This window comes from Vibrio ichthyoenteri ATCC 700023 (genome assembly GCF_000222605.1).
Taxonomy (GTDB): Bacteria; Pseudomonadota; Gammaproteobacteria; order Enterobacterales; family Vibrionaceae; genus Vibrio; species Vibrio ichthyoenteri.
In genome coordinates, this window is sequence record NZ_AFWF01000092.1 from 79,791 (window position 1) to 102,378 (window position 22,588).

A 22,588-nucleotide genomic window follows, 5' to 3' on the forward strand; every position below is an offset into this window, starting at 1 on the left:
GCTCATATTGATAATTTGTTTATTGAACCAAAATGCGAGCCAATGAGCGCACACCTACACCTGTAGCACCCGCGCCCCACTTGTCTGACGGAGCTTTACGGTAAGTCGCCGCACAATCAAAATGCAACCAACCTTTTTTATAATCTTCAACAAAATAAGAAAGGAATGCAGCTGCCGTACTCGCACCTGGTGAGTAATCACCGCTACAGATATTCGACAAATCAGCAAAGTTTGATGGCAGCATTGAGCGATGGAACTCTGCAACAGGCAGTGGCCACAAGCCTTCTTTCTCTTCGCGCGCGCAAGTCAGAGCCTGATGAGACAACGCTTCATCAAAACTCATTAGTGCATGATAATCGTTACCTAGCGCATTTTTCGCCGCGCCAGTTAAAGTCGCACAATCGATGATCATCTCGGGTTTTTGCTCACTGGCATAAATCAAACCATCAGCCAACACTAAACGCCCTTCAGCATCAGTATTCATGATTTCAACTGTTTTGCCATTTTTATAGGTAATGATATCGCCCAGCTTGAGCGCTCGACCTGAGATCATATTCTCCGCACAACATAAAATCAGTTTTACGCGCTTATTGAGGCCGCGCATAATCGCCAAGCCTAGACCACCAGTGATCGTACCGGCACCACCCATATCTGATTTCATTGCCGTCATAAAGTTTGAAGGTTTTAAGCTGTAACCCCCCGAATCAAAAGTAATTCCTTTCCCTACTAAACACGCATACACAGGCGCATTCTCATCACCAGTTGGGTTGAAATCCAATTGCAGCATCGCGGATGTGCGCTCTGAACCACGGCCTACGGCGTAAATACCTTCCCAGCCTTCAGTGAGCAGATCTTTATCTTTCACAATGCGAACCGTCACCGTACCTTCAGGCGCAACGGATTTAATAAACTCAGCCGCCATTGTCGCCAGTTGGCGCGGCGCCACTTCTTCAGCTGATTTATTGATGATATCGCAAGTGAATGTCGTCGCTTGAATGCGAGCTTCAAGCTCAAACTGCTGAGCGGCTTCTAGTGGCTGCCAAGTCACATTGGTGTTTTTCTTTGGTTCACGGAATCCTTGGTAAAACGCCCAAATAGCTTCGACATCCCAACCTTGACCTTCGAGCGCAGTATCAGTGATACCTTGTGAGACGATTTTGCGCGCCGCTCTTTGAATAGCATCAAGATCGTAGCCATCAGCAAGGTGCACTGTCGCCCCTTGTTCAGTAAAAGAAACGAGAGCTTTGTTACCCCAACTTGCCGCAGCTTCAGCTTGGCTTAAATATACCGACATCTGTGTAGACATGGTTTCTCCTTGTCTTAATTATGGCGTTGACTACGCCTTTTTCTCTATACCGAAATCCCCTGATTAAGTATTAAGGCGGACTTTGGTATTGAGATTCGATGTTAGCATTATGTCACGCAAAAATGTCAATTGGATAAAAAAACGGGCCATAGGGCCCGTTTTTTTAATAGTTTTTGACGATATATAACATCGCGCTTTAATCCGCTTCATCCATCCAACACAGAATCACTGCTTCTAGAATTTTTTCATTTGAGTGGTTCGGTTCATCTTCAAAATCGTCCAACTCTAAAATCCATTGATGCAAATCGGTAAAACGTACTGTTTTTGGATCGGTGTCGGGGAATTTATCACAAAGCTCAATCGCGATATCGCGTGAATCGGTCCATTTCATTCGTCATCTTCCTTAAAATTGAGTATTGATATTGTTCAAGATAGCTGAATTTATCGTAAAGCCACTAAATGAATAGTGATAAATAAACGATAAATTCAACTCAAAGAGCAGATTAATGATCTTCTGATGCGTGATTCAGAGTGTAACGTGGAATTTCTACCACAAGATCTTCTTTTGCAACACGAGCTTGACAACCAAGACGAGATTCCGGCTCTAAGCCCCACGCTTTATCAAGCATGTCATCTTCTAGTTCATCACTTTCTTCTAATGAATCAAAACCTTCACGAACAATAACGTGGCAAGTTGTGCATGCACACGACTTCTCACAAGCGTGTTCAATTCCAATACCATTCTTTAGTGCCACATCCAATACTGTTTCGCCCGCTTGAGCTTCTAAAACAGCACCTTCAGGACATAAGTCTTCATGAGGTAATACGATAATTTTAGGCATAACTTCTACTCTTAAATATCATCGACAGACTGACCTGATAACGCAGCTCGAATCGATTTATCCATACGACGAGACGCAAACTCTTGGCTTGCTTTATCCGTCGCCTTAATTCCTAACTCAATCGCATCGGCATCATCGCCGTTGCGCAGTTCAATAAGGGTCTCAATTACTTTCAGTAACGCTTGCTCTTCATTGCCGGTAAGTAATTCTTCGCCATCAGCTTGCATCGCTGCGATCAAACCTTCAATCACACGATCGGCCTCAACACGTTGCTCAGCCAAAGCGCGAGCTTGCATGTCTTCTTTAGCAAAAGTCATCGAATCACGTAGCATATCCGCGACTTCATTATCACTTAACCCGTAAGAAGGCTTCACTTGAATTTCAGATTGAATACCGGTGCTCTTTTCCATTGCCGTTACCGACAATAGGCCATCAGCATCAACTTGATAAGTAACACGAATATGCGCTGCACCCGCCGCCATTGGCGGAATACCTTTCAATGAGAAACGAGCCAGTGAGCGACAATCGTCTACCATTTCGCGTTCACCCTGCACGGTGTGAACCGTCATCGCAGTTTGACCATCTTTGAAGGTGGTAAATTCTTGTGCACGCGCAACCGGAATGGTGGTGTTACGTGGAATGATTTTCTCCACTAGACCGCCCATGGTTTCGATACCTAGAGAAAGCGGGATAACATCCAATAGCAACATTTCTGAGTCAGGCTTGTTACCAACTAGGATATCCGCTTGAATACCTGCGCCAATCGCAACCACTTCATCTGGGTTGATGCTGGTCAATGGGGTTCGGTCAAAGAACTCACCAACCATTTCACGTACCAGCAATGTGCGAGTAGAGCCACCAACCATAACCACTTGGTTGACTTCTTCTAACTCAACTTCAGCATCTTTCAACGCACGACGGCATGACATCAGGGTCTTTTTCACCAATGGGCGAATAAGATCTTCAAACTCTTCACGTGTTACCGAGCCTTGCCAATCAAGAACGTTTACGTCCGCGCTATCTTGTGTGGAGAAAGATTGTTTCACTTTCTGGGCAACATTAAGCAAGGTACGATTCTGCTCAGCAGACAATACACTCTCGATACCCATCTTCTTCAATAAGTGTTCCGCTAATAGATGATCAAAATCATCACCACCGAGCGCCGAATCACCGCCCGTCGCTAACACTTCAAATACGCCTTTAGACAGACGAAGAATTGAAATATCGAAAGTACCACCACCAAGGTCGTATACCGCGATCACGCCCTCTTGACCCGAATCTAAGCCATAGGCAATCGCAGCCGCTGTCGGTTCATTGAGTAAACGCAGAACATGCAGGCCAGCTAATTTAGCGGCGTCTTTAGTACCCGCTCGCTGAGCATCATCAAAATAAGCTGGCACGGTAATAACAACACCCGCTAACTCACCACCTAATGTCGTTTCAGCACGCACTTTGAGTGCATTTAGAATATCGGCTGAAATTTCAATTGGGTTCTTGTTGCCCGCAGCCGTTTGGAGGATCGGTAACCCATTGTCACTCGCAACAAGCTGATAAGGCAACGCTGGGTAGAGCTGATTGATGTCGGCCAGTGAACGACCGATAAGACGCTTCACTGAGATGATGGTATTGGCCGCATCCTGTTCAGAATGAGCAAATGCCTCATGACCAACGACAACCTCGTCACTAGAGTAGTGAACAACAGAAGGCAGAATACGACGGCCTTGCTCGTCTTCTAAAGTCGCCGCGTCGCCGCTACGAACAGTCGAAACCAATGAATTGGTGGTGCCAAGATCAATGCCGGCCGCCAATTTATGTTCATGGGGTGCCGAGCTCTGACCCGGTTCTGCAATTTGAAGTAACGCCATTGTTAGTCCTTGCTCTGAAATTAACCGAGTAGCTTATCTTCCACTAACTCGATTTCATGTTTTAATTTGGCAATAAATTTAAGCTTGCGTACGCGATCAGCAGCGAGAGTCCATTGAGCGTTATTAATTTCTTGTTCTATCTCGAGCAACTGCTGTTTATACGTTTTTGTTACTTTCTCATCAAACGCAAACAGCTCCCCTTCAGGATCGGAACTGCTTGGGATCTCTTCCAGTTCTTCGCGTAATTCCATCTGTTCCATAAGAAACATCGGATCTTGCAGCGTCTGCTGTTCTCCGTGCAATTCGATACCATTAAGGGCAATCAAATATTCGGCACGAGAAATGGGCTTTTTAAGTACTTGGTAAGCATCGTTGATTTGCGCAGCTTTCTGCACCGCCATTAAGCGATCACGCTCAGAAGCTGTAGCAAAATTATCAGGATGAAAACGTTTTTGCAGTTCTCGGAACTGAGAAGAAAGAAGGCTACCATCCAGAGTGAACTGAGTTGGTAGCCCAAATAATTCGAAGTGATTCATTTAAATCTAGCCCTTGGCAATCTCTCCTACCTTTACAAGTAGGAGATCAATCATTAAACGTTGAAGCTTTCACCACAGCCACATTCACTTTTCGCATTCGGGTTATTGAACTCAAAACCTTCGTTCAATCCCTGCTTTACGTAGTCAAGCTCTGTGCCATCAAGATAAGCGAGGCTTTTAGGATCAATGATTACCTTCACGCCTTTGTGTTCAAAGACTTCATCTTCTTCATTTAACTCGTCGACAAACTCAAGTACATAAGCCATACCCGAACAACCTGTCGTTTTTACACCGAGACGCAAACCCACGCCCTTCCCACGATTTTCTAGGAAAGCACCTACGCGGCTAGCTGCTGCATCTGTTAATGTAATGGCCATACTGCACCTTGATTGTTTCTATTACCAATAAAATGGGAGACGAACTCCCATCATGACAAAGTCGAGTTTACTGATGTTTCTTCTTATAGTCAGCAACTGCTGCTTTAATTGCATCTTCCGCTAGGATTGAGCAGTGAACTTTCACTGGTGGAAGTTCAAGCTCTTCGGCAATTTCTGAGTTCTTAATTGCTGCTGCTTCGTCGATTGACTTACCTTTAACCCATTCAGTTACCAATGAGCTTGAAGCAATCGCACTACCACAACCATAAGTTTTAAACTTCGCATCTTCGATAATACCTTCCGGTGTTACTTTAATTTGAAGCTTCATAACATCACCACATGCAGGAGCACCAACCATGCCGCTACCTACTGCTGGATCTTCTTTATCAAAAGAACCAACGTTACGTGGGTTCTCATAATGATCAATTACTTTTTCGCTGTACGCCATAATATCTACCTCGAATCCTCTACATCTACATCAATTGGGACGCAAACTGATTAGTGGTGTGCCCACTCAACCGTGTTTAAGTCGATCCCTTCCTTGTACATATCCCATAGAGGAGACATGTCGCGTAGCTTATTTACTGCTACACGGATTTGTTCAATTGCATAGTCCACTTCTTCTTCTGTCGTGAAACGACCGAATGAAAAACGAACTGAGCTGTGTGCCAACTCATCATTCAGGCCAAGAGCACGAAGAACATATGATGGCTCTAGGCTTGCTGATGTACACGCACTGCCTGATGAAACAGCAAGATCTTTCAACGACATCAGTAATGATTCACCTTCAACAAAAGCAAAGCTGATGTTTAGGTTGTGGGGTACGCGCTGATCAAAATCACCATTTACCGTTACCGCTTCTAGATCTTTCACACCATTAAATAAACGGTCACGAAGAGCTAAAGCATGATCGTAATCTTTTTGTAGATCTTCTTTCGCAATGCGGAAAGCTTCACCCATGCCAACAATTTGGTGGGTCGCTAGCGTGCCCGAACGGAAACCACGTTCATGACCGCCACCGTGCATTTGCGCTTCTAGACGAATACGTGGTTTACGACGAACATACAATGCGCCAATGCCTTTAGGGCCATACGCTTTATGCGCAGACAATGAGATTAGGTCTACTTTCATCTCTTGTACATCAATCGTAACTTTACCAGCAGATTGTGCAGCATCAACGTGGAAGATGATCTTACGTTCGCGACATAGTTCACCAATCGCTGCGATATCTTGGATAACACCGATTTCGTTGTTCACGTGCATGATAGAAACCAAAACCGTATCTTCACGCATCGCTGCTTGCAGCTTATCTAGGTCTACTAGGCCATTTGCTTCAGGCGCTAAGTAAGTCACTTCAAAACCTTCACGTTCTAGTTGACGACAAGGATCGAGTACCGCTTTATGTTCTGTTTTGCAGGTAATTACGTGTTTACCTTTCTTCGCATAGAAATGCGCAGCGCCTTTGATGGCTAAGTTATCAGACTCAGTCGCGCCAGAAGTAAATACGATTTCACGAGGGTCTGCGTTTAGCAGCTCAGCGATTTGTTCGCGAGCATTGTCGACTGCCTCTTCGGCTTGCCAACCGTAACGGTGTGATCGTGACGCAGGGTTACCAAACGTACCATCCATCGTCAGGCACTGAACCATCTTTTCAGCAACTCGCGGATCAACAGGGCAAGTAGCAGAATAATCAAGATAAATCGGCAGTTTCATTCTTTACTCCAATGTAAACTTACTGACCGCTTAAGAGCGGACATTTATTCCCATAGCCGCACTCAAAGAGTCGCGATTGGTTAAGCTATGGTTTACCGCAAGATCTAGGTCTTGTCGGTCGGAAATTTCGAGGACTTCGTTGTCTTTCATCAACTCACCTAGGGTGATGTTGTTCAGAAAGTCACTAATACGCGAACTGAGGTCTCGCCACAATGTGTGAGTGAGGCAGCGTGTACCACCTTGGCAATCACCTTTACCGTTGCATTTAGTTGCGTCAACAGACTCATCTACTGCCGCGATTACCGTACCAATAGCGATATTTTGCGCATCATCACCAAGGCGATAACCACCACCAGGTCCACGAACACTCGCAACTAAACCTGCTTTACGTAATTTAGAAAACAGTTGCTCTAAGTACGACAGAGAAATGCCTTGTCGCTCAGAAATATCGGCAAGCGGTACAGGGTTTTGCTGAGAGTGTAGCGCCACATCTAGCATAGCCGTAACTGCGTATCTTCCTTTAGATGTAAGTCTCATATAACACCATATCCACATTGTTCATGTGGTAACAATTTTTTCATACCTGACTAAAATGGTCAAGTATTTATTTGACCATTTTAGTCAGGTATTACTGGAAGATAGGCAATGCGTAATATTAGCGTTGAATCGATTTTTCAACCGCCGTTAATATCCCACGCAAGATATTAATCTCTTGCTGTTCTGGACGTGCACGACTAAACAAACGACGCAGTTTATTCACGACTTTGTTCGGTTGGTCTTCAGAGATAAATTGGGTATCAACCATCACTTTTTCAAGGTGCTGATAAAGCATTTCTAGTTCTTTGTGACGAGGATATTCTGGAATCTCAGCTTCCGGGTAACCACGTTGCTCTTGATCAAGGTGGGCAACACGAATTTCATAACTGATCGTTTGTACCGCCATCGCAAGATTCAGTGAACTGTATTCAGGGTTAGCAGGAATACAAACATGGTAATGACATGTCTGTAATTCATCGTTGGTTAAACCAGTACGTTCACGACCAAAAACAATCGCTACATTCGCAGAACGACCTTCCTCTACACATTTTTCACCACACTCTCGTGGCTCAAGCATTGGCCAATCTAACGTGCGTGAACGAGCGCTTGAGCCAACCACTAATGAGCAGTCAGAAACCGCCTCTTCTAAGGTTGGATAAATTTGCGCATTTAGGGCTATGTCACTCGCGCCAGCGGCCAGTGCAACAGCTTGGTCGTCGACCTCGCATTGAGGGTCAACCAAGACCATATTCGTTAACCCCATCACCTTCATTGCTCGCGCTGCTGAGCCAATGTTTCCGGAATGAGAAGTGCCAACTAAGACCACTTTGACGTTGTTGAGCATGACTGATTACCTATCGCGTTATAAAGCTGCGAGATATTATCACACTGGAAAGAAAAATGGTCGTAGGGATTCAACCCGTCGATTTGATAGTACGAAATTTAACCACTTCCCTTTCCGATTTATTCTGTTATACTTCCGGACGTTTTTCTGTTCTTTAACATCCGTTGGGAAATTAGTATGCATCCAATGCTTAATATCGCTATTCGTGCTGCACGAAAAGCTGGCAACCATATTGCCAAATCACTTGAAAATGCTGAGAAGATTGAATCGACTCTAAAAGGCACGAACGACTTTGTTACTAACGTAGACAAAGAAGCAGAAGCACTGATCATCGATACAATCAAAGCGTCTTACCCAGACCACTGTATCGTTGCTGAAGAAAATGGCCTAATTGAAGGTCGCGATAAAGAAGTACAATGGATCATCGACCCACTGGATGGCACGTCTAACTTCGTTAAAGGTCTACCACACTTCTCTGTATCTATCGCAGTTCGCCTAAAAGGCCGTACTGAGGTAGCTTGTGTGTACGATCCAATGCTTAACGAACTATTTACCGCTCAACGTGGTTCTGGCGCTCAGCTGAACAACGCACGTATCCGCGTTAAACAAGTAAAAGATCTACAAGGTACTATCCTGGCAACAGGTTTCCCATTCAAACAGAAGCAGCATTCTGAATCTTACTTCAAGATCATGTCTGCTCTATTTGTTGACTGTGCAGATTTCCGTCGTACAGGCTCTGCTGCTCTAGATCTTTGTTACCTAGCGGCAAACCGTGTTGATGGTTACTTCGAACTAGGTCTAAAACCTTGGGATATGGCAGCAGGTGAGCTTATCGCTCGTGAAGCTGGCGCAATCGTAACTGACTTTGCTGGCGGTACTGACTACATGACTTCTGGCAACATCGTTGCTTCAAGTGCTCGTGGCGTTAAAGGTATTCTTAAGCACATCCGTGAAAACGGTAATGCGGCAATGCTTAAATAATAGCAGCCTTTATATCTGAATATACAAAAAGCCCCGCTCATTGAGCGGGGCTTTTTTATTAGCTAATTCGGGTAAATCTGAAGGTTTGCAGTTTCTGCTCTTTACCTTCGACGTGAGCATAACTGTCAATCAACCAAACTTGGTTGCCGATAAAACTCAACTCCAAACGAACGTTTGCTGAGGGGATATCAGCATAAATGACATCATCAACATTAGTGGGATAAAACGACACTTTATTGCCGCTCTCCAACGACTCACCAACAAAGCCCACTGATACTCCTTTCGCTTGGTTATCAATCTGCATTTGATACCCATTAGCCTGATCGTAGTGGAATGCTCCACTTAGTTTTAGCCCATTTTGACTAGTAATATTCACATCCGCTGAAGAAAGTGATTTAAGGCTACCTGTCGCGGTGATTTGCTGATGATCAATCGAAACGATATGATTTTGAATATTGACGTTCCATTCACCAACAAAATTTTCCAACTGCTGCCAGTTTTGCTGTGATTCTGCGTTTTTTTGACCGGTACTTGCAATTCCAACAATAGCGTCATTACGACTATCATGACGGATATTATCACGATTACTCTGTAGATCTTGGCCTGCACCAGCTACCCCGCCAGCGACGCCTCCAGCTAATGCTCCCTTAACGGCTAGATCCGATTCCCCTGTCAACGCGCCTAAAGTTAACCCTAACAGTGCACCTCCAACAGCCCCTTGCTTGGTTGCAGCATTAGGATCATCTTCTCCTGGAGTGACACAACCCGCTAGCAAAGGGACAGAGATAAGTGATGTTAGAACTAGCTTAGTGTTGAATTTCATAGGACACCTCTTTTCTTAAACTGCCTGTATGATAAACAACCAATGTCAGTGGAACTTCAGTGAATGTCAGGGCAGTTTTAGGCTGCAAAGGAGAAATGTTACGGGTTGTTGCGGGAGAAGAGCAGGAGTTTTTAGAGTTGAGAATTGAGAGGCGAGAAGCGCTCGTTTGGAATATAGAATTAAAAGTACAGGTTTGAGATCGCTTCTTCAACGTGAAGCATAGAAGAGGCTGAACATCATCGTATATCGAAACGAGATACTCTCAAACACACCACAAAATACAGACGTAAAAAAGCCCCAGTATTTCTCTGAGGCTTAATATATGGCAGGGGGGGAGAGATTCGAACTCTTCGCCCCAACACGCGCTATTTTGTATCAGGGGAATCCGCTGCTCTGCCAATTGGCGAAAAACTATAACGTGCAGACGTAAAAAAGCCCCAGCATTTCTGCTGAGGCTTAGTATATGGCAGGGGTGGGAGAGATTCGAAAGCTTCGCCCAACACGCGCTATTTTGTATCAGGGGAATCCGCTGCTCTACCAATTGGCGAAAAACTATAAAATACAGACGTAAAAAAGCCCCAGCATTTCTGCTGAGGCTTAGTATATGGCAGGGGTGGAGAGATTCGAACTCCCAACACGCGGATTTGGAAACCTTCATATCAGCATTTAAAAACAATAACTTACAGTTTCAAAAAATCACTTATCGGGTTGTCTTAGGTTCTACTATGTTCACCTGTTCTATATTTCAGACAAAAAAGAAGCCTAACCAAGGTTAAGCCTCTAAAAATCGACTGCATACTTTTTTGCTATTGATGCATATTCAAAGGATTAAGTTTTAAGGCGTCCTCTAAATGGTCAGGGGCTAAGTGTGCATAGCGCATTGTGGTGGTTATTTCCTTGTGGCCTAGCACGTCCCGTAGCTTCACAATGTTACCGCCGCCCATAACGTAATGGCTTGCAAAGGTGTGCCGTAATACGTGCGTATTCTGCCCTGCTGGTAAATCAATTTCAGCCCTTGCTAGTGCCGACCTAAAAGCTGCAAGCGCACCTATGAACTTACGGTTGTTTGAATACGGCTCAACGTCCATTAGTTCGTTAAATAGTATTTCGTTTATTGGCACTGTTCTGTTTTTCTTTGATTTCGTATTTAGGTACGTTATTTGACCGTTGGCAATTTGTGAGGGCTTCAAGTTCTCAGCCTCGCCCCAGCGCGCACCAGTAGCCAAACAAATCTTAACAAGGTGTATTAATGATTTGTTCGTTGACTTTCTGCACTGCTCTAGCAGTCTAGTTATTTCGTCATGGCTCAAGAATCTCAACTCACATTCTGACTCTCGAAACTGGCGTATTTTCGTTAGTGGGTTATCAAAGGTGATCACCCCTAGCCTATCCAGTTCATTAAACACCGCACGTAAATAGGAGTGCTCGCGGTTAACAGTCTTGAGGCTGACCTCTAGTGTGCGTTTCTCGCGGTACTTAGCGAACATTTCACTAGTCAAATCGCTGCCTATTGGATTGCCTAGGCTTTCAGATATTCGGTATAGCAGTTTTCTAAGCCGTATATGGTCGCTTAGTGTTTTGCCATGCATTCGGTACCAAATGGCGATCAGTTCATCAAGCGTCCGATAATCTTTGTTGACGTTTTCACGTTTAGATTGCAGTTCGAGTCGCTTATCTAATTGCGCCGCATCGCGCTTTCTGGTGAACACTTGTTCAGGCGCATAGCTTGAAAAAAAGCCACTTTCATTTGTAACAATCATTCAACTTTCCCCATGCGTAAAACTTAACAAAACAAAGGGTTAAGCCCTCTTTTGATTGATTGCATCGTCTTCGACAATGCCGAGTTCTAATAGGATAGAAAAATCCGGACTAATCTGCCCAGACTTGGGAAGGGTTTCACCAGTCATTAACCAAAAGGTGTATTTTTGGAAACGCTTATTACTTGTGATTTTTGTCAAATTTTCAGCCTTTAAACCTTTCCTTTCTTGTTCATGGTTTCTCAGTGTTCCAACTGGAATATCAACAAGTTGTGCCATTTCTGGCTGACTAAGCCCTTCTGCAATTCTTATTGCCTTGATTTTTTTTCCCAATTCCATGCTTGACCCCTATACGCCCTTCGGAGTAGTATCCACATCGTACGCCGAACGGCGCACACTAGTAGAAACCGATATAAACCAATGTGGGAGTGTATCACATGTTAATTGTTCAGTTTATGACTGCTGCGGAGTACTCCCGTATATCCAAAATGGGCGTTAAGCAAATCAAGGCGCGTATGGATTTGGGCGAGATTCCAGAAGTTACCAACCTACGTCACGGCTCGGTTCGTTATGTGGATTGCGTGAATTTAACTGACCGCATGTTACGCGGTGAGCTTGTGTTTTCTGACCTATCACAAGAAGGGAATCAGTAATGAAAAACCGCATTGAGCGCATGAACGAAGAAGCGAACCAACTAGAAGACAAGATCTTAAAGCTAAGTGCGTTTATCACTGAAAGTGACGAATTCGAAACACTAGACCGCCGCGAGAAAGTACGCTTGATTGTTCAGCTTGAATATATGAATGGTTATTACGACACGCTTTCCGATCGCATTGTTGCAAGTGTAGACGGTGAAAGAGGTCGTTAATCATGACTGAGAAGGGTTTATCAATCCTTGAAAGCATCAAGGCGAAACACTTTCCTAATGGCTACCGCGCACAAAAGCAAAGCGGTAGCGATTACCGTTTTAGTCGTCGTGGTCAAGTCGAAATGAAGCGTGGCGCACAAGCCAGAGCACAAAGATTTATGGAGTCGATGAAATGATAAAAATAAGCAAAATTGAATCAGGTTTTAGACTCAATGTTCCTGCGTTAGCCGTGTGGTTTGAAGAGATTGAAGTGTGCGACCTTGGTATTAAGTTTTATGGCCAAGAGCAACTTATTGCCTTTCTTAGTCGTTCTGAACTCGAATCATTTGGAGTCAAATTCGACAACGTCGTTTTTCAAACCTTTGCTCTAGCAATTCCTGAGAGAGTTAAATGATACCTACCACACTAGCGGCGCAGTTTTATTCAAAACTGCCCGTTATCGTTCGTAACGATATTGAGTACCAAGTTGGCCTACGCAAAAAACGCGCAAAGGCTACTTTTGCGAACCTGTCAAAATTCCAAGATATTCTTATCAAGAAAGCACTTAAGAGTGCACCGCTTATCGAAGATAAATTTCGCTTTGCGGAAACTCGTGCCGGTCATCGTAAACCAACAGGCCTAATGGGTTTAGACCATCATATTTTGATGTGTGACTCTAGCCTTGAAATGCTTTGCGGTCAGCTTATGCAAAAGCACGTTGGTATTATTGACTCGCTGCAATGGCAGGATGATTCCGAAAGCGAAAAACGCACTTACCTTGATGTGCTACAAGCGGCCTTTTCGCTTATCCGTGAATCGTTAGGTGACGTGTGCATTGTTGCGCCTAGCCTAAAGAAAAAGTTTGATTCAGACCAAGAAGCAGAGCGCGAAATTGAAATCGCTATTCGTCGTTGTATTTGTCCTGATTGGATGATGCGCAAGTTCCTTTTCTTACGCGCTCAATACATCGAGTACGCACAAATCGCTATGGGTCGAGTGGGTAAGAAAGCGAATCAACGTAAATACGTGTCAGCCGTTTCCTTTGCCAATTGGAAGACTAAGCAGCGCGAAGCCCTTGATTATATCGAGGCTATGGCGGTGATGAATGTCGAAACGGGCGAAGTCTTCAATCTTGACGAAGTGATCAAACGCACAACCGCTAACCCTGAAAATCGCCGCATCGAAATGATGGTGCGATCTCGTGGTAACGAAGAACGCGCACTAGATTTAGGTTATGAGGGCGTGTTTGTTAACTGGACACTACCAAGTAAATATCACCCTAATTCCCATAAGTGGAACGGCGCGACCGTCAAAGAAGGTCATCAGAATCTAATGAACCAATGGAAGCGTGCCCGCGCTCGTTTGGCTAAATGCGAGATTGATTACTTTGGTTTTCGTGTGGCTGAGCCGCACAAAGACGGTTGCTCTCATGCTCACATGTTCTTGTTCTGCCCTAAGAATCAAATCAAGGCTTTAGTTTTTCATTTGCGTGAAGTGGCGATTGAAGAAGACCGCGCAGAGTTAGGCGACGATATTTCACCTAGATTTACCGTTAAATACGCTGACCCGTCACAAGGTGGCGCAACGGCTTACATCGCTAAATACATATCTAAGAATATCAACGGCAAACACATGCCAGAGACCGAAGCCGAAGAAAGCGCGTACCGCGTCCGCGCTTGGGCGTCTACACATCGTATTCGCCAGTTTCAGGCGTTCGGCTCTCCATCGGTCAGCTTATGGCGTCAATTGCGCCGCGCAGATGCGACAGATACGGCCTTTGATGAACAACTAGAGGAATTACGTCAGGCGGCGGATAACTCGCGTTGGAGGCTGTTCTGTGAGCTTGCAAAGAATGCATCAATTGAATACGAAACCGATTTAGGCAAGTACGGCGAAACAACGCGCCGTGTGATTGGGTTTTCATGGCTAGGCGAAATCGTCGAAACCTGCAAAGCGCAATACGCTCTCGTTTTGAAAAAGGACGTTTCACGTCTTGCTTTTGATCTTAAAAAGACGCGGAGCGGCTTGTCTTGGAGCACTGAAAATAACTGTAACTCGGGTCTATCAGAAGCGTTAATGACGCTAACAGGTTGGAGTTATCAGGGAGTTCAGTGCCTCATCGCACCACTGTTACGTGGTGCAAAAGTTCCTATTGACCGTTATCAATCGGTCGCTTGGAAAAATAACCGTTTGGTTACTTACTAGGTCAACGTCGTGAGACAGAGGCCGTTTATTAATCCATTGCCAACGTTGTGAAACAGGGGCTTTTTCTAACGTCGAGAGACAGGGGAATACTTTTGAAAGAATTACTATCGAAAATGGTGGATAAGTTCAATGAACTTAAAGCCACTCGCACCAATATGCTAAGTGGCTTTGTCACTAGACCTGCGGCGCAACAACTTGAGCCAGTGGAGCAGCTTGCTGGCTTTCAGAATGAGTTTAATCAAACCGTTGTTCAAGAGATTGAAACGCTAAAGCAGCAAATCAAAGAACTACAGGGAGGTATCGCTCATGCCAATTCATAAGGGTTATTTAGTTTGCTCATGCTGCCAAAGTCCCGCGAAAGTGATGGAAGCTGAAGGAAAGCGAACGGGCAAGTTGTATGTAGTTTGTCCTGAGTGCGGTACTGACCAAAGTCATTTACCAAAGCGCCAAGAATACATCCGTAATCATATGGTCGAGTCACTTGACGCGTTAACCGAAAAAGCAGAGCCAGAAATACCATTAACACCAGAGCCGGAAATAGTATCCGATATAGTATCGGATGATATATCCGAGCCACTTCCACCGAGTGAAAAAAGCGTGTCCGGTTGGGCTATTGGTGGCGCTATTTTGCTAACGGTTGTCGGTCTTGGGGCGCTTGCGCGTAAGGTGGCATAAATGACTGAGCCAACGACTAAAGACTGGGAGCTAAGCGAGGAAGAATTAGCACTATCGGCGCAGCTTGATGCTATCGATACGCCAGAAGAAACCGCGCAAGCTGGTGAACTTGAGCCGCAAAGTGACGCACTAGGCGCGCAAGAAATTGCCATGTGCACCACTGTGCTAATGAAAGGTTTTGAGAAGGCCTCGCAGGTAGTACTTAAGAACCCATATTTAACCATTCCAACCGAAGCTATCGATACCATATCGCCAAAGGTCGAAGCGGTTGCGAATAAGTACGATATTACCGCGCCTGAGTTCTTGGCTAAATGGCGTGAAGAGATTGAGCTGGGTATGACTTTGGCAGGTATCGGATATGGTATTTATCAGCAGCATTTATCCATTAAAGCGCAGTTAGAACTACAGGCCAAAGCGCAGGCGCAAGGGGGCGAAGATGGCAAAGAAGCCGCTTAGCGTTGCGTTTCCTATGCCTAAAAACGCCAATAACTCACATCGCAATGAGCATGGGTTTTATGTGGCAACGTCTGAGGGTGGGAAGACTTCCGCCCTTAAGCTACTTAACCGCATTAAAGCGACTGACCAAGTGTTATTTTTTGACCCATACGGAGACTACCACGGCGCATTTAAAGGTCAGGCGGTCACGGTGTGTAATACCATCGGGGACTTTCATCGAGCGGCGGCAATAGGTCGAAAAACCACTAAGGGATTTAAGATTGCTTACACGCCGCCTGTAGCGAAACAGCGTGACTTTGATTTGTTCTGCGGTGTGGTGTGGTCATTGGGTGATGGTAAACATCGCAAGAAGCTGCATTGTGTTCTCGAAGAGGTTGCGCAGTTCTGCCAAGGCAATGCTAAAGCGGATGGGTATCTAGGTAACTTAATCAGTGTGGGGCGTAAGTTTGGGTTAGTGGTATCAACCCTATTTCAACGAGGGCAGGAAGTACCTAAAACAATTATCGGGAATAGTACTTATAAATGGATTGGTATGCAGGAACGTGACAAGGATGCCGCTTATCTTGCAGAGGAGACAGGCGTCCCCTTTGAAGAAATCAAAAGCCTTGTTCAACTGGAATATATTATTAAATTGCCCGGACACAAAACTAACTACAAGCGCGGAAAGCTGAATTTCAAAACGAAATTCGCGGCTTAAAAAGTGACTTAAATCAAACTTCTGAACGCTTTATACCTTTAGGTATAAGGCGTTTTTTTTGCTTGCCTCGATACCATTTCCCTACCCTACAGTAAGTGCCTCTTAGAAACACAAACACAGAGGTAATCTCAAATGCCAAAGAAAGGCGACTTTAAAATTATCGCATGGTCAGTTGTGGCCATGATGGGTGTTATGTACGCGGTGCATAACTTTGATGCGCTTGAGTCTCTTAAGCATCCACTAGGTTTGGATGACTAATCATGACGATTCACGCACGCATTAAAAAAATGACTTCAATGTCAGGTCTAACGTTTGACGGTATCGCATCGTTAATCATTCCAACTGGCCTAACGTACGAATCGTTAATCATCAAAACCAACTTAAGCAAAGAGCAGCTAAAAGAAATCAAGCTGACTCTAAACGACGAAGCTATCTATACGCCAAACGGTACAGACCTTGTGATGGTTCAAGAGCACAAAGGCGAACCAATCGTAGACGGTATTTTTGTTGTTCCGTTCTCTGATACATCCCTACGTGAACAAGGCGGTATCACTAACAGCGCGTTTGTTACCGAGCGTAACGACTCTATTCTTCTGGAAATTTCAGTGGGTGCGGCTAAAGAAGGCCAAACAGCGCCACAAATTGAAATTCATGCGGTTGTGAGTGATGCACAAGCGACGCGCATTTTCTTACCTCGCATGACTTACCAGTCAATGCAGGCGGGTGCGATTGGTGATAACGACTTTGACAATCTAGTCAGTGCGCCATACCGCTTTATTCGTCGCATGTTCTTTAAGTCTGACGCGGTCACCGAGCTAGAAATCAAACGTGACTACGTGGAAGAGTTCAAAGCGCCGAAAGAGATCAACGATTACATGTTGCGTCAAAACGAATGCACACCAATTGCAGGTATGTACGTGTTTAACCCTATTCAGCGCGGTTTCTTGGCTGGCTACGGTTTCCCAACGCTACACGCTAACGAATTGAAGTTCCGCGTAACGTGCAGCAAGGGTGTGTCTAACATTCCTATTTTGATTGAGTCAACCGAAGTCGTGCGTCCTGATCTCTTCACTAAAAAGTAAGGGGTAAGCCATGTTTGATTCGATTTTAGATTCAATCAACGGGGTAGTTGGTGGCGTGACCGATACGGTAACAGGCATTTTTGACGGTATTGGCAACATTGCAGGTGCTGGCGGAAATGCCGCGGAGCAAGTGGGCAACGCTGCCGGAAGTGTCGGCAATGCAGGGGCGAGCGTAGGCAACGCGCAAAATCAAATCGATGAAGCGAAGCAAAAGCAACAAATGGTGATGTTTGGCGCTGGCGGTGTGCTTTTGTTGTGTGGCTTGGTGTTCTTGGTTGCTCGTAAGTAAGGGGAAGGCATGGCAATTCCTTTACTTATTCCCATTGCGTTAGTGGGTGCGGTCGCCTTAGTCAAAACGACAGGCGATACCGTTGAGCAAACGGGTGATGCCGTCGAGCAGTCCGGTAATGCGGCTTTGAAATTTGCCGTGTTTGCTGCGGTTGCAGCAGGGGCGTATATCGCCATTAAGGGGGCGCGGTGATACCGGGTATTAATACAGGTGGCGGCGGCTTTAATGCTGACTTGGGCGGTGGTCCATCATCAGCAGGAAGCACGACCAATAACAACAACGGCTTTACGGGGGGGACAGTCAATTTTGGCAGTAACAACGGTGTGCCGACTTGGTTGTTAATCGGTGGCGTTCTTGTCGCTGGCTACTTTCTATTTGGACGAAAAAAGCGTGGTAAGAAGTAAACCATTTAAGCGCATTAGTTGGCAAAAAGCCGCTAGGTCGCTTTCACAATCACTCGGTGACTATTTCGAGACAGCAAAAGAGCGAGTTGCGCAAGGCGCAGAGCATATCTATTGCATTAATGACTACAGCATCTGTTTGCTGCGTTCGGAAGGGTTGGAATTGGTTGTGGTTGGGTTTACGGGTAAGGGGTTGTTAGCGGAATGCGCTCCCCTTATCGCCACCAAAGCAAAAGAGCGCGGATTTAGCACAATACGAATTCACACGAAACGCAAAGGCGAGTGCAGATTTTTGAATAAACACGGCTTGGCTTTTGAGTTAGTAGAGATTCGAGAGTGCGGAGAGTTCGTGCTCCGTTTGGAGTTATAGAGCTATGGGCGGTGGGTCAAGTTCAAGTAATACAACCACCAATAACACCACAAACACGTCCGGCAGTGTCGGTGTTCAAGGTGATAACGCCGGAACAATTATCAGCGGTGTCAGTGGTTCGACGATAAATACAACCGTGACAGACCACGGCGCGGTCGCTGGCGCAATGGAAGCGGTAAACAATGCACTGGAAGCGATGGCAAACAGCCAAGAAAGTGCACTTGAAACGGTCACCTCAACTAATAACAACTTGAAAGACCTTGCTATGCAAGGTGCGGCAAACAACAAAGAGACATTGAACTTTGCCAGCACCATGACAAGCGATGTGTTAGCGAAGATGGAGAGCGCCTTAACGGGTGGTCAGTCTAGCCAAACAAACGCACTGGTTAAGGTCATGATTGTGCTAGCGGTTGTCGGTGGGATGGTGTTCACAATGAAAGCGTACAAGGGGAAATAATGCGTCGCACGATTACATTACAACCTAGTGGAGAGTATGCGTTTGATATCGGTCGCAATGCGCTGATTTTAATCCTACGCAACGCCACTCAAAACGTTGTGCTTAAAGGTGACTCATTAACGCCTATTGAGCTTTCGCGCAGTGACATTGTGAACATCGAAGCCTTTCGCACTAAGCGCATGTTTTTGGTTAATGAGAACGATACAGCAATCACGGTTGAGTTCCAGTTAAGCGATACGCCGATATCGATTCGAGAGCAGCGAATGGCGCTGGAAGGTGGCGTGACCGTCACGGACATTTTAAGCCCTGTTCATGTGTCGGAAGTGTTAGCACCTGTAAAAGTGGCTGGGACTGTTCCTGTATCGATTCAGGGCGGTGTAAGTGTCGAATTTCCAGCAGGGATGGAAATCGACGTGGGTAACTTTCCGTTAGTACAGGATGTGCGACTGACTAATGCGCCCGAAGTGCAAAAGGTCGAGATGGTTGACACGGTGAGTCGTGTTCGAGCGCTGGAAGATGTTGCGCTGACGTCATCCGGTACTCACACCATTTTAGGCAACGTTAAGCGCAAAGGGTTATTAATCCAGGCGAGTGACGCCAATAAAGGGGTGGTTGTGGTGTGCGGTTTTATGCGCTTGAAAGCGGATGGTATTGCGACATTGCCAGCAACCAATGATGTGGTGATTACGGGTCGCCAAAATGATGTGGTTTACATTGGGGAGGTTTACTGATGAGTCAGCCATTAATGGTGCTTAACACGCCTGTTGTTAGCGCGGCGAGTGGCAGCGCTGGCGCTTTGATTGGTGCTCCGGTGTATTGGCCTTTGGCGTCAGTGCCTAAAGGGTATTTGCCTATGATAGGCCAAGCGTTCGATAAGGCCGCTTATCCTGAGTTGGCAAAGGTTTACCCTAGCGGTGTGCTTCCAGATTCACGTGATGATTATTTTCGTGTAGCTGGTGATGGTGTCGAGCCATTGACACGCCAAGCGCAATCAGTACAGCCGTTAGGGTTTGCTTCTGACCCTCACGCGCACTCTTATGGTGCTGTGAACTTTGGTGAGTATGTGGGTAATGGTAGTCATAAGCCCGTAGGTGTTAACGCTGGCGGACGAGCGACCAACTCCGTGACCGTAACAGGGCGTATCACAGGAACTGGGGCTGAAACTCGCCCTCGTTCACTGCTTTGGAATTGTATTACAAGGGCTGAATAATGAAGTTTGAATTTGCAACACATGACCGTGTTATGGCGGTTCATCATTTTGATAGCAACGGACAATACACCCAAACAAAAGAGTGTGTGATTTATGCCAATACAGGCTTGCCAGCGAAATCGACACTAACACCGCTACCAGAACTAAACGCCAGTGAGCGCGCTTATTTTGTTGATGGTGAGTGGGTGAAAACCGTTTATTACATCGGTCGCACCTATTACGACCAATACGCGAATAAATGCGTTATTGACGTTTACCCGTTCGAAGTGTCTGCGGCGATCTCTTTTGAAAAGCCATTGCAAAAAAAAGAGGGATTTTACGTCGAGTTGGTTGCTGGTGAGTGGGTTTATCAAGTTGATAACATCGGGCGTATCGCTTACAGCAAGCAAGGCCAAGGCCAAGGCCAAGATGATTATTTTATTGAATCTAATGAGCCGCTACCCAATACGCACACAACCGTTGAACGTGCGCCGTTCTCGATTTGGGATGAGTCATCGAATACTTGGTTATATCAACAAGAACTAGAGCGACCATTTAAAGAGCGCCAAGAACGAGAGTGGCGAAACGCACAGCTTGATTCTGTTCTTGCTCGTCTCGACCAATACGAAAAGGATAAGGCTTATCCGGTTGAGTTGCGAACGTCACCACTAACGGAAGAGCAATATATGACTTTGCTACAAGATAGAAAGCGACTTTCTACCTATCCGCAAAGCAATGGTTTTCCGTTTGGTGAACGTCCTGAGTTCCAAGGGGCGCAATTTGTCATTAATTAAAACAATCGTCGTTATCGGCGGAGTGGGAGTCCTTTTATATATGGGCGGAAAAGAATTGATGCCGCGTGGCATTCGAAATAAAAACCCTCTAAACATTGAGTACAACAAGGCCAATGATTGGGAAGGTCAAACAGGTGTGGAGCCAGAAGGTCGATTTGCTCGATTCAGTGAGTCGGTTTATGGCATCCGAGCAGGTGCTAAGTTAATCAGCAATTACATGACGGTACATAACCGTTATTCAGTGATTGATATCTTAGAGCGCTTTGCGCCAGCAAGTGAAAATCACACGGCAGGCTATGCAAATTTTGTGGCTAGCAAAATGGGTGTAGGCGTATCGGAGCGCCTGAACAAAACACATATTCCAGCGATGGTAACCGCCATGATTCAGTTTGAGAACGGCGTAAACCCATACACGGATTCGTATATCAACAAAGGCTGTAAAATGGCGGGAGTTATTTAATGAAAGGTAAGCATTACTTTATCGTGTTTTTGATGAGCGCGGCTGGCGCGGCAGTGGCTGTTTCTTACTGCAATTCAAAGCACACAACGGCAACTAAGTAACATGGGGATGTGGGGCGCGATTGGCGCGTATCTCGCAAACTGGTTTACAAGTGCGTCGGAGAGTCGCCAGCGTATAGCAGAAGCAAAAACGACGGCGATCATAAAGCAAGATTTATCCGGCATGGCAAACCGAGGTGTTAAAGATTATTTATTGTTAATCGTGACCTCTTTTCCTTTTGTGTTGGCGTTCGTTCCAGAGCATGCGCAGACCGTGACAGAGGGATTTGAGGCGCTAAAGACTGTACCAGAATACTACTGGTACGGGTTGGCGCTGGTGTATGCCGATACATTTGGGTTGCGGCAATTATTACTAGATGAAATAGCGAGGCGACGCGGTGGCATTAAGTGATTTAGTTCTTGTCCGGTACGCCATTGAAATGGGGCTGACAATGGAATCAGGTGCAATCGCATTCCTTGGTTGGCAAATGTACAAATCAAATAAATTTTTACGTGAGCTGCTAACAGGCCACGACAAACGAATTACAATTTTAGAGGTAAAACAGAATGGCTAAAGAAGGCTTGAAATCAAACGGTACACTAAAGAAAGGTTACCGTTTTGCTAAAGGTGGTCGAGTGGTTAAAGCAAAAGGCACAACAACCAAACGCAAGGCAGTGCGCCGTAAGCGCAAATAATATTACAGGTAAGAAAAAAGCCCACTATCGCTAGTGGGCTTTTTTTATTTGCATAAAAATGCACAGAATATGGCAGGGGTGGAGAGATTCGAACTCCCAACACGCGGATTTGGAATCCGCTGCTCTGCCAATTGGAGCTACACCCCTATTTTCAGTTTTAAAGAGCTGAAACTCTGAATAAGTGGCGGAGTGGACGGGACTCGAACCCGCGACCCCCGGCGTGACAGGCCGGTATTCTAACCAACTGAACTACCACTCCGCAGTGGTATTTTTTCTAAATAAAGTCTTATGGTTAGGTAGCTTTATTTAGTTTTGCCTTCAGGTTTTTTTAAAATCTGAAAACAAGTAAAC

37 protein-coding genes and 2 tRNA genes are annotated in these 22,588 nt (G+C 45.5%); 24 read left to right on the forward strand and 15 right to left on the reverse strand.

Translation table 11 applies throughout. From position 1 onward, the window contains the following. Positions 1-19: 19 nt before the first annotated feature. The 10 genes from pepB to trmJ form a co-directional block, all read right to left on the reverse strand. Entirely contained in the window at positions 20-1,306 is a 1,287-nt protein-coding gene (gene pepB, locus RH85_RS08125) for an aminopeptidase PepB (RefSeq protein WP_006711733.1), read from the reverse strand. A gap of 196 nt (positions 1,307-1,502) precedes the next feature. Beyond that, positions 1,503-1,697, reverse strand: coding sequence for a Fe-S cluster assembly protein IscX (gene iscX, locus RH85_RS08130; RefSeq protein WP_006711734.1), 195 nt, complete (start codon positions 1,695-1,697; stop codon positions 1,503-1,505). Between the two features lie 112 nt (positions 1,698-1,809). Beyond that, a complete protein-coding gene (gene fdx, locus RH85_RS08135) occupies positions 1,810-2,148 on the reverse strand; it encodes an ISC system 2Fe-2S type ferredoxin (RefSeq protein ID WP_006711735.1) in 339 nt (112 codons plus the stop codon). An 11-nt stretch (positions 2,149-2,159) separates the two neighbouring features. Then, the gene (gene hscA, locus RH85_RS08140; RefSeq protein ID WP_006711736.1) at positions 2,160-4,013 is read right to left on the reverse strand and encodes a Fe-S protein assembly chaperone HscA; all 1,854 of its coding nucleotides are present in this window, start codon (positions 4,011-4,013) and stop codon (positions 2,160-2,162) included. Positions 4,014-4,033: 20 nt separating this feature from the next. Continuing rightward, a complete protein-coding gene (hscB, locus tag RH85_RS08145) occupies positions 4,034-4,549 on the reverse strand; it encodes a co-chaperone HscB (RefSeq protein ID WP_006711737.1) in 516 nt (171 codons plus the stop codon). A gap of 53 nt (positions 4,550-4,602) precedes the next feature. Beyond that, positions 4,603-4,926 carry an iron-sulfur cluster assembly protein IscA gene (gene iscA / locus RH85_RS08150; protein ID WP_006711738.1) on the reverse strand — a complete coding sequence of 108 codons (324 nt, stop codon included), beginning with the start codon at positions 4,924-4,926 and terminating at the stop codon, positions 4,603-4,605. Positions 4,927-4,993: 67 nt separating this feature from the next. Further along, the gene (iscU, locus tag RH85_RS08155; RefSeq protein WP_006711739.1) at positions 4,994-5,374 is read right to left on the reverse strand and encodes a Fe-S cluster assembly scaffold IscU; all 381 of its coding nucleotides are present in this window, start codon (positions 5,372-5,374) and stop codon (positions 4,994-4,996) included. A gap of 50 nt (positions 5,375-5,424) precedes the next feature. Beyond that, the gene (locus tag RH85_RS08160; protein WP_006711740.1) at positions 5,425-6,639 is read right to left on the reverse strand and encodes an IscS subfamily cysteine desulfurase; all 1,215 of its coding nucleotides are present in this window, start codon (positions 6,637-6,639) and stop codon (positions 5,425-5,427) included. A gap of 30 nt (positions 6,640-6,669) precedes the next feature. Beyond that, entirely contained in the window at positions 6,670-7,176 is a 507-nt protein-coding gene (iscR, locus tag RH85_RS08165; protein WP_039948874.1) for a Fe-S cluster assembly transcriptional regulator IscR, read from the reverse strand. A gap of 118 nt (positions 7,177-7,294) precedes the next feature. Then, complete coding sequence (gene trmJ, locus RH85_RS08170) at positions 7,295-8,020, reverse strand: tRNA (cytosine(32)/uridine(32)-2'-O)-methyltransferase TrmJ (protein ID WP_006711742.1); 726 nt, start codon at positions 8,018-8,020, stop codon at positions 7,295-7,297. Between the two features lie 177 nt (positions 8,021-8,197). Here trmJ and suhB point away from each other — a divergent pair, with 177 nt between their 5' ends. Then, positions 8,198-9,001, forward strand: a complete 804-nt coding sequence (suhB, locus tag RH85_RS08175; RefSeq protein ID WP_006711743.1) for an inositol-1-monophosphatase — start codon at positions 8,198-8,200, stop codon at positions 8,999-9,001. Positions 9,002-9,059: 58 nt separating this feature from the next. Here suhB and RH85_RS08180 read toward each other — a convergent pair whose 3' ends face one another. From RH85_RS08180 to RH85_RS08190, 3 genes are all read right to left on the reverse strand, one after another. Beyond that, positions 9,060-9,824, reverse strand: coding sequence for a hypothetical protein (locus tag RH85_RS08180; RefSeq protein ID WP_006711744.1), 765 nt, complete (start codon positions 9,822-9,824; stop codon positions 9,060-9,062). 806 nt (positions 9,825-10,630) lie between these two features. Further along, the gene (locus tag RH85_RS08185) at positions 10,631-11,584 is read right to left on the reverse strand and encodes a phage integrase (RefSeq protein WP_006711746.1); all 954 of its coding nucleotides are present in this window, start codon (positions 11,582-11,584) and stop codon (positions 10,631-10,633) included. Between the two features lie 39 nt (positions 11,585-11,623). After that, the gene (locus tag RH85_RS08190) at positions 11,624-11,920 is read right to left on the reverse strand and encodes a helix-turn-helix domain-containing protein (RefSeq protein ID WP_006711747.1); all 297 of its coding nucleotides are present in this window, start codon (positions 11,918-11,920) and stop codon (positions 11,624-11,626) included. Between the two features lie 98 nt (positions 11,921-12,018). Between RH85_RS08190 and RH85_RS08195 the strand changes: the two genes are divergently transcribed. The 23 genes from RH85_RS08195 to RH85_RS23620 all read left to right on the forward strand — a co-directional run bounded on the left by RH85_RS08195 (position 12,019) and on the right by RH85_RS23620 (position 22,237). Then, on the forward strand, positions 12,019-12,234 hold the full coding sequence (locus tag RH85_RS08195) for a hypothetical protein (protein WP_006711748.1): 216 nt from the start codon (positions 12,019-12,021) through the stop codon (positions 12,232-12,234). Further along, positions 12,234-12,449: a crAss001_48 related protein gene (locus RH85_RS08200; protein WP_006711749.1), complete on the forward strand. Its 216-nt coding sequence runs from the start codon at positions 12,234-12,236 to the stop codon at positions 12,447-12,449. Before RH85_RS08195 ends, RH85_RS08200 begins: the two co-directional genes overlap by 1 nt. Before the next feature lie 2 nt (positions 12,450-12,451). Continuing rightward, on the forward strand, positions 12,452-12,625 hold the full coding sequence (locus tag RH85_RS22935; RefSeq protein ID WP_006711750.1) for a hypothetical protein: 174 nt from the start codon (positions 12,452-12,454) through the stop codon (positions 12,623-12,625). Next, positions 12,622-12,843, forward strand: a complete 222-nt coding sequence (locus RH85_RS08205; protein WP_006711751.1) for a hypothetical protein — start codon at positions 12,622-12,624, stop codon at positions 12,841-12,843. Before RH85_RS22935 ends, RH85_RS08205 begins: the two co-directional genes overlap by 4 nt. Further along, positions 12,840-14,633 (forward strand): replication endonuclease, encoded by a 1,794-nt coding sequence (locus RH85_RS08210; RefSeq protein ID WP_006711752.1) that lies wholly within the window; start codon positions 12,840-12,842, stop codon positions 14,631-14,633. Before RH85_RS08205 ends, RH85_RS08210 begins: the two co-directional genes overlap by 4 nt. Before the next feature lie 92 nt (positions 14,634-14,725). Continuing rightward, positions 14,726-14,953 carry a hypothetical protein gene (locus RH85_RS08215; protein ID WP_138956454.1) on the forward strand — a complete coding sequence of 76 codons (228 nt, stop codon included), beginning with the start codon at positions 14,726-14,728 and terminating at the stop codon, positions 14,951-14,953. Next, positions 14,940-15,308 carry a hypothetical protein gene (locus RH85_RS08220; protein ID WP_006711754.1) on the forward strand — a complete coding sequence of 123 codons (369 nt, stop codon included), beginning with the start codon at positions 14,940-14,942 and terminating at the stop codon, positions 15,306-15,308. Before RH85_RS08215 ends, RH85_RS08220 begins: the two co-directional genes overlap by 14 nt. Beyond that, on the forward strand, positions 15,309-15,764 hold the full coding sequence (locus tag RH85_RS08225; RefSeq protein ID WP_006711755.1) for a hypothetical protein: 456 nt from the start codon (positions 15,309-15,311) through the stop codon (positions 15,762-15,764). It begins immediately after the preceding gene. After that, complete coding sequence (locus tag RH85_RS08230; RefSeq protein ID WP_006711756.1) at positions 15,745-16,461, forward strand: type IV secretory system conjugative DNA transfer family protein; 717 nt, start codon at positions 15,745-15,747, stop codon at positions 16,459-16,461. Before RH85_RS08225 ends, RH85_RS08230 begins: the two co-directional genes overlap by 20 nt. A gap of 132 nt (positions 16,462-16,593) precedes the next feature. Continuing rightward, a complete protein-coding gene (locus tag RH85_RS23615; RefSeq protein ID WP_006711757.1) occupies positions 16,594-16,719 on the forward strand; it encodes a hypothetical protein in 126 nt (41 codons plus the stop codon). A 2-nt stretch (positions 16,720-16,721) separates the two neighbouring features. Further along, on the forward strand, positions 16,722-17,543 hold the full coding sequence (locus RH85_RS08235; protein WP_006711758.1) for a major capsid protein P2: 822 nt from the start codon (positions 16,722-16,724) through the stop codon (positions 17,541-17,543). A 10-nt stretch (positions 17,544-17,553) separates the two neighbouring features. Continuing rightward, the gene (locus RH85_RS08240) at positions 17,554-17,832 is read left to right on the forward strand and encodes a hypothetical protein (RefSeq protein WP_006711759.1); all 279 of its coding nucleotides are present in this window, start codon (positions 17,554-17,556) and stop codon (positions 17,830-17,832) included. A gap of 9 nt (positions 17,833-17,841) precedes the next feature. Then, on the forward strand, positions 17,842-18,024 hold the full coding sequence (locus RH85_RS08245; protein WP_006711760.1) for a hypothetical protein: 183 nt from the start codon (positions 17,842-17,844) through the stop codon (positions 18,022-18,024). Beyond that, positions 18,021-18,236: a hypothetical protein gene (locus RH85_RS08250; RefSeq protein ID WP_006711761.1), complete on the forward strand. Its 216-nt coding sequence runs from the start codon at positions 18,021-18,023 to the stop codon at positions 18,234-18,236. Before RH85_RS08245 ends, RH85_RS08250 begins: the two co-directional genes overlap by 4 nt. Beyond that, positions 18,223-18,603 carry a hypothetical protein gene (locus RH85_RS08255; RefSeq protein WP_039948878.1) on the forward strand — a complete coding sequence of 127 codons (381 nt, stop codon included), beginning with the start codon at positions 18,223-18,225 and terminating at the stop codon, positions 18,601-18,603. The genes RH85_RS08250 and RH85_RS08255 overlap by 14 nt, the downstream gene beginning before the upstream one ends. Positions 18,604-18,607: 4 nt before the next feature. Then, a complete protein-coding gene (locus RH85_RS08260; protein ID WP_006711763.1) occupies positions 18,608-19,060 on the forward strand; it encodes a hypothetical protein in 453 nt (150 codons plus the stop codon). After that, positions 19,060-19,791, forward strand: coding sequence for a hypothetical protein (locus tag RH85_RS08265; protein ID WP_006711764.1), 732 nt, complete (start codon positions 19,060-19,062; stop codon positions 19,789-19,791). Before RH85_RS08260 ends, RH85_RS08265 begins: the two co-directional genes overlap by 1 nt. After that, positions 19,791-20,270, forward strand: a complete 480-nt coding sequence (locus tag RH85_RS08270; RefSeq protein WP_006711765.1) for a tail fiber protein — start codon at positions 19,791-19,793, stop codon at positions 20,268-20,270. The genes RH85_RS08265 and RH85_RS08270 overlap by 1 nt, the downstream gene beginning before the upstream one ends. Continuing rightward, complete coding sequence (locus tag RH85_RS08275; protein WP_050799183.1) at positions 20,270-21,043, forward strand: hypothetical protein; 774 nt, start codon at positions 20,270-20,272, stop codon at positions 21,041-21,043. Before RH85_RS08270 ends, RH85_RS08275 begins: the two co-directional genes overlap by 1 nt. Beyond that, entirely contained in the window at positions 21,030-21,503 is a 474-nt protein-coding gene (locus tag RH85_RS08280; protein WP_138956455.1) for a structural protein P5, read from the forward strand. Before RH85_RS08275 ends, RH85_RS08280 begins: the two co-directional genes overlap by 14 nt. Before the next feature lie 102 nt (positions 21,504-21,605). Next, positions 21,606-21,953, forward strand: coding sequence for a hypothetical protein (locus tag RH85_RS08285; protein ID WP_050799184.1), 348 nt, complete (start codon positions 21,606-21,608; stop codon positions 21,951-21,953). Then, positions 21,940-22,116 (forward strand): hypothetical protein, encoded by a 177-nt coding sequence (locus tag RH85_RS22940; RefSeq protein ID WP_160162457.1) that lies wholly within the window; start codon positions 21,940-21,942, stop codon positions 22,114-22,116. The genes RH85_RS08285 and RH85_RS22940 overlap by 14 nt, the downstream gene beginning before the upstream one ends. Continuing rightward, entirely contained in the window at positions 22,109-22,237 is a 129-nt protein-coding gene (locus RH85_RS23620; RefSeq protein ID WP_006711771.1) for a hypothetical protein, read from the forward strand. Before RH85_RS22940 ends, RH85_RS23620 begins: the two co-directional genes overlap by 8 nt. Positions 22,238-22,307: 70 nt before the next feature. Here the strand turns inward: RH85_RS23620 and RH85_RS08290 are convergent. Further along, positions 22,308-22,384 (reverse strand) — tRNA-Trp (locus tag RH85_RS08290). A gap of 35 nt (positions 22,385-22,419) precedes the next feature. Beyond that, a tRNA-Asp gene (locus RH85_RS08295) sits at positions 22,420-22,496 on the reverse strand. Between the last annotated feature and the right edge of the window lie 92 nt (positions 22,497-22,588).

What these genes read in the sequence shown, in the direction of transcription:
- RH85_RS08190 (WP_006711747.1), bottom strand. Translation starts at nt 11,920, where the DNA reads ATGGAATTGGGAAAAAAAATCAAGGCAATAAGAATTGCAGAAGGGCTT.
- RH85_RS08240 (WP_006711759.1), top strand. Translation starts at nt 17,554, where the DNA reads ATGTTTGATTCGATTTTAGATTCAATCAACGGGGTAGTTGGTGGCGTG.
- iscA (WP_006711738.1), bottom strand. Translation starts at nt 4,926, where the DNA reads ATGGCCATTACATTAACAGATGCAGCAGCTAGCCGCGTAGGTGCTTTC.
- RH85_RS08205 (WP_006711751.1), top strand. Translation starts at nt 12,622, where the DNA reads ATGATAAAAATAAGCAAAATTGAATCAGGTTTTAGACTCAATGTTCCT.
- RH85_RS08235 (WP_006711758.1), top strand. Translation starts at nt 16,722, where the DNA reads ATGACGATTCACGCACGCATTAAAAAAATGACTTCAATGTCAGGTCTA.
- RH85_RS08245 (WP_006711760.1), top strand. Translation starts at nt 17,842, where the DNA reads ATGGCAATTCCTTTACTTATTCCCATTGCGTTAGTGGGTGCGGTCGCC.
- RH85_RS08230 (WP_006711756.1), top strand. Translation starts at nt 15,745, where the DNA reads ATGGCAAAGAAGCCGCTTAGCGTTGCGTTTCCTATGCCTAAAAACGCC.
- hscB (WP_006711737.1), bottom strand. Translation starts at nt 4,549, where the DNA reads ATGAATCACTTCGAATTATTTGGGCTACCAACTCAGTTCACTCTGGAT.
- pepB (WP_006711733.1), bottom strand. Translation starts at nt 1,306, where the DNA reads ATGTCTACACAGATGTCGGTATATTTAAGCCAAGCTGAAGCTGCGGCA.
- trmJ (WP_006711742.1), bottom strand. Translation starts at nt 8,020, where the DNA reads ATGCTCAACAACGTCAAAGTGGTCTTAGTTGGCACTTCTCATTCCGGA.
- suhB (WP_006711743.1), top strand. Translation starts at nt 8,198, where the DNA reads ATGCATCCAATGCTTAATATCGCTATTCGTGCTGCACGAAAAGCTGGC.
- RH85_RS08210 (WP_006711752.1), top strand. Translation starts at nt 12,840, where the DNA reads ATGATACCTACCACACTAGCGGCGCAGTTTTATTCAAAACTGCCCGTT.
- fdx (WP_006711735.1), bottom strand. Translation starts at nt 2,148, where the DNA reads ATGCCTAAAATTATCGTATTACCTCATGAAGACTTATGTCCTGAAGGT.
- iscU (WP_006711739.1), bottom strand. Translation starts at nt 5,374, where the DNA reads ATGGCGTACAGCGAAAAAGTAATTGATCATTATGAGAACCCACGTAAC.
- RH85_RS08195 (WP_006711748.1), top strand. Translation starts at nt 12,019, where the DNA reads ATGTTAATTGTTCAGTTTATGACTGCTGCGGAGTACTCCCGTATATCC.
- RH85_RS23615 (WP_006711757.1), top strand. Translation starts at nt 16,594, where the DNA reads ATGCCAAAGAAAGGCGACTTTAAAATTATCGCATGGTCAGTTGTGGCC.
- iscR (WP_039948874.1), bottom strand. Translation starts at nt 7,176, where the DNA reads ATGAGACTTACATCTAAAGGAAGATACGCAGTTACGGCTATGCTAGAT.
- RH85_RS22935 (WP_006711750.1), top strand. Translation starts at nt 12,452, where the DNA reads ATGACTGAGAAGGGTTTATCAATCCTTGAAAGCATCAAGGCGAAACAC.
- RH85_RS08160 (WP_006711740.1), bottom strand. Translation starts at nt 6,639, where the DNA reads ATGAAACTGCCGATTTATCTTGATTATTCTGCTACTTGCCCTGTTGAT.
- hscA (WP_006711736.1), bottom strand. Translation starts at nt 4,013, where the DNA reads ATGGCGTTACTTCAAATTGCAGAACCGGGTCAGAGCTCGGCACCCCAT.
- RH85_RS08275 (WP_050799183.1), top strand. Translation starts at nt 20,270, where the DNA reads ATGAAGTTTGAATTTGCAACACATGACCGTGTTATGGCGGTTCATCAT.
- RH85_RS08225 (WP_006711755.1), top strand. Translation starts at nt 15,309, where the DNA reads ATGACTGAGCCAACGACTAAAGACTGGGAGCTAAGCGAGGAAGAATTA.
- RH85_RS08220 (WP_006711754.1), top strand. Translation starts at nt 14,940, where the DNA reads ATGCCAATTCATAAGGGTTATTTAGTTTGCTCATGCTGCCAAAGTCCC.
- iscX (WP_006711734.1), bottom strand. Translation starts at nt 1,697, where the DNA reads ATGAAATGGACCGATTCACGCGATATCGCGATTGAGCTTTGTGATAAA.
- RH85_RS08185 (WP_006711746.1), bottom strand. Translation starts at nt 11,584, where the DNA reads ATGATTGTTACAAATGAAAGTGGCTTTTTTTCAAGCTATGCGCCTGAA.
- RH85_RS08265 (WP_006711764.1), top strand. Translation starts at nt 19,060, where the DNA reads ATGCGTCGCACGATTACATTACAACCTAGTGGAGAGTATGCGTTTGAT.
- RH85_RS08180 (WP_006711744.1), bottom strand. Translation starts at nt 9,824, where the DNA reads ATGAAATTCAACACTAAGCTAGTTCTAACATCACTTATCTCTGTCCCT.
- RH85_RS08285 (WP_050799184.1), top strand. Translation starts at nt 21,606, where the DNA reads ATGGGGATGTGGGGCGCGATTGGCGCGTATCTCGCAAACTGGTTTACA.
- RH85_RS08200 (WP_006711749.1), top strand. Translation starts at nt 12,234, where the DNA reads ATGAAAAACCGCATTGAGCGCATGAACGAAGAAGCGAACCAACTAGAA.
- RH85_RS23620 (WP_006711771.1), top strand. Translation starts at nt 22,109, where the DNA reads ATGGCTAAAGAAGGCTTGAAATCAAACGGTACACTAAAGAAAGGTTAC.
- RH85_RS08260 (WP_006711763.1), top strand. Translation starts at nt 18,608, where the DNA reads ATGGGCGGTGGGTCAAGTTCAAGTAATACAACCACCAATAACACCACA.
- RH85_RS08270 (WP_006711765.1), top strand. Translation starts at nt 19,791, where the DNA reads ATGAGTCAGCCATTAATGGTGCTTAACACGCCTGTTGTTAGCGCGGCG.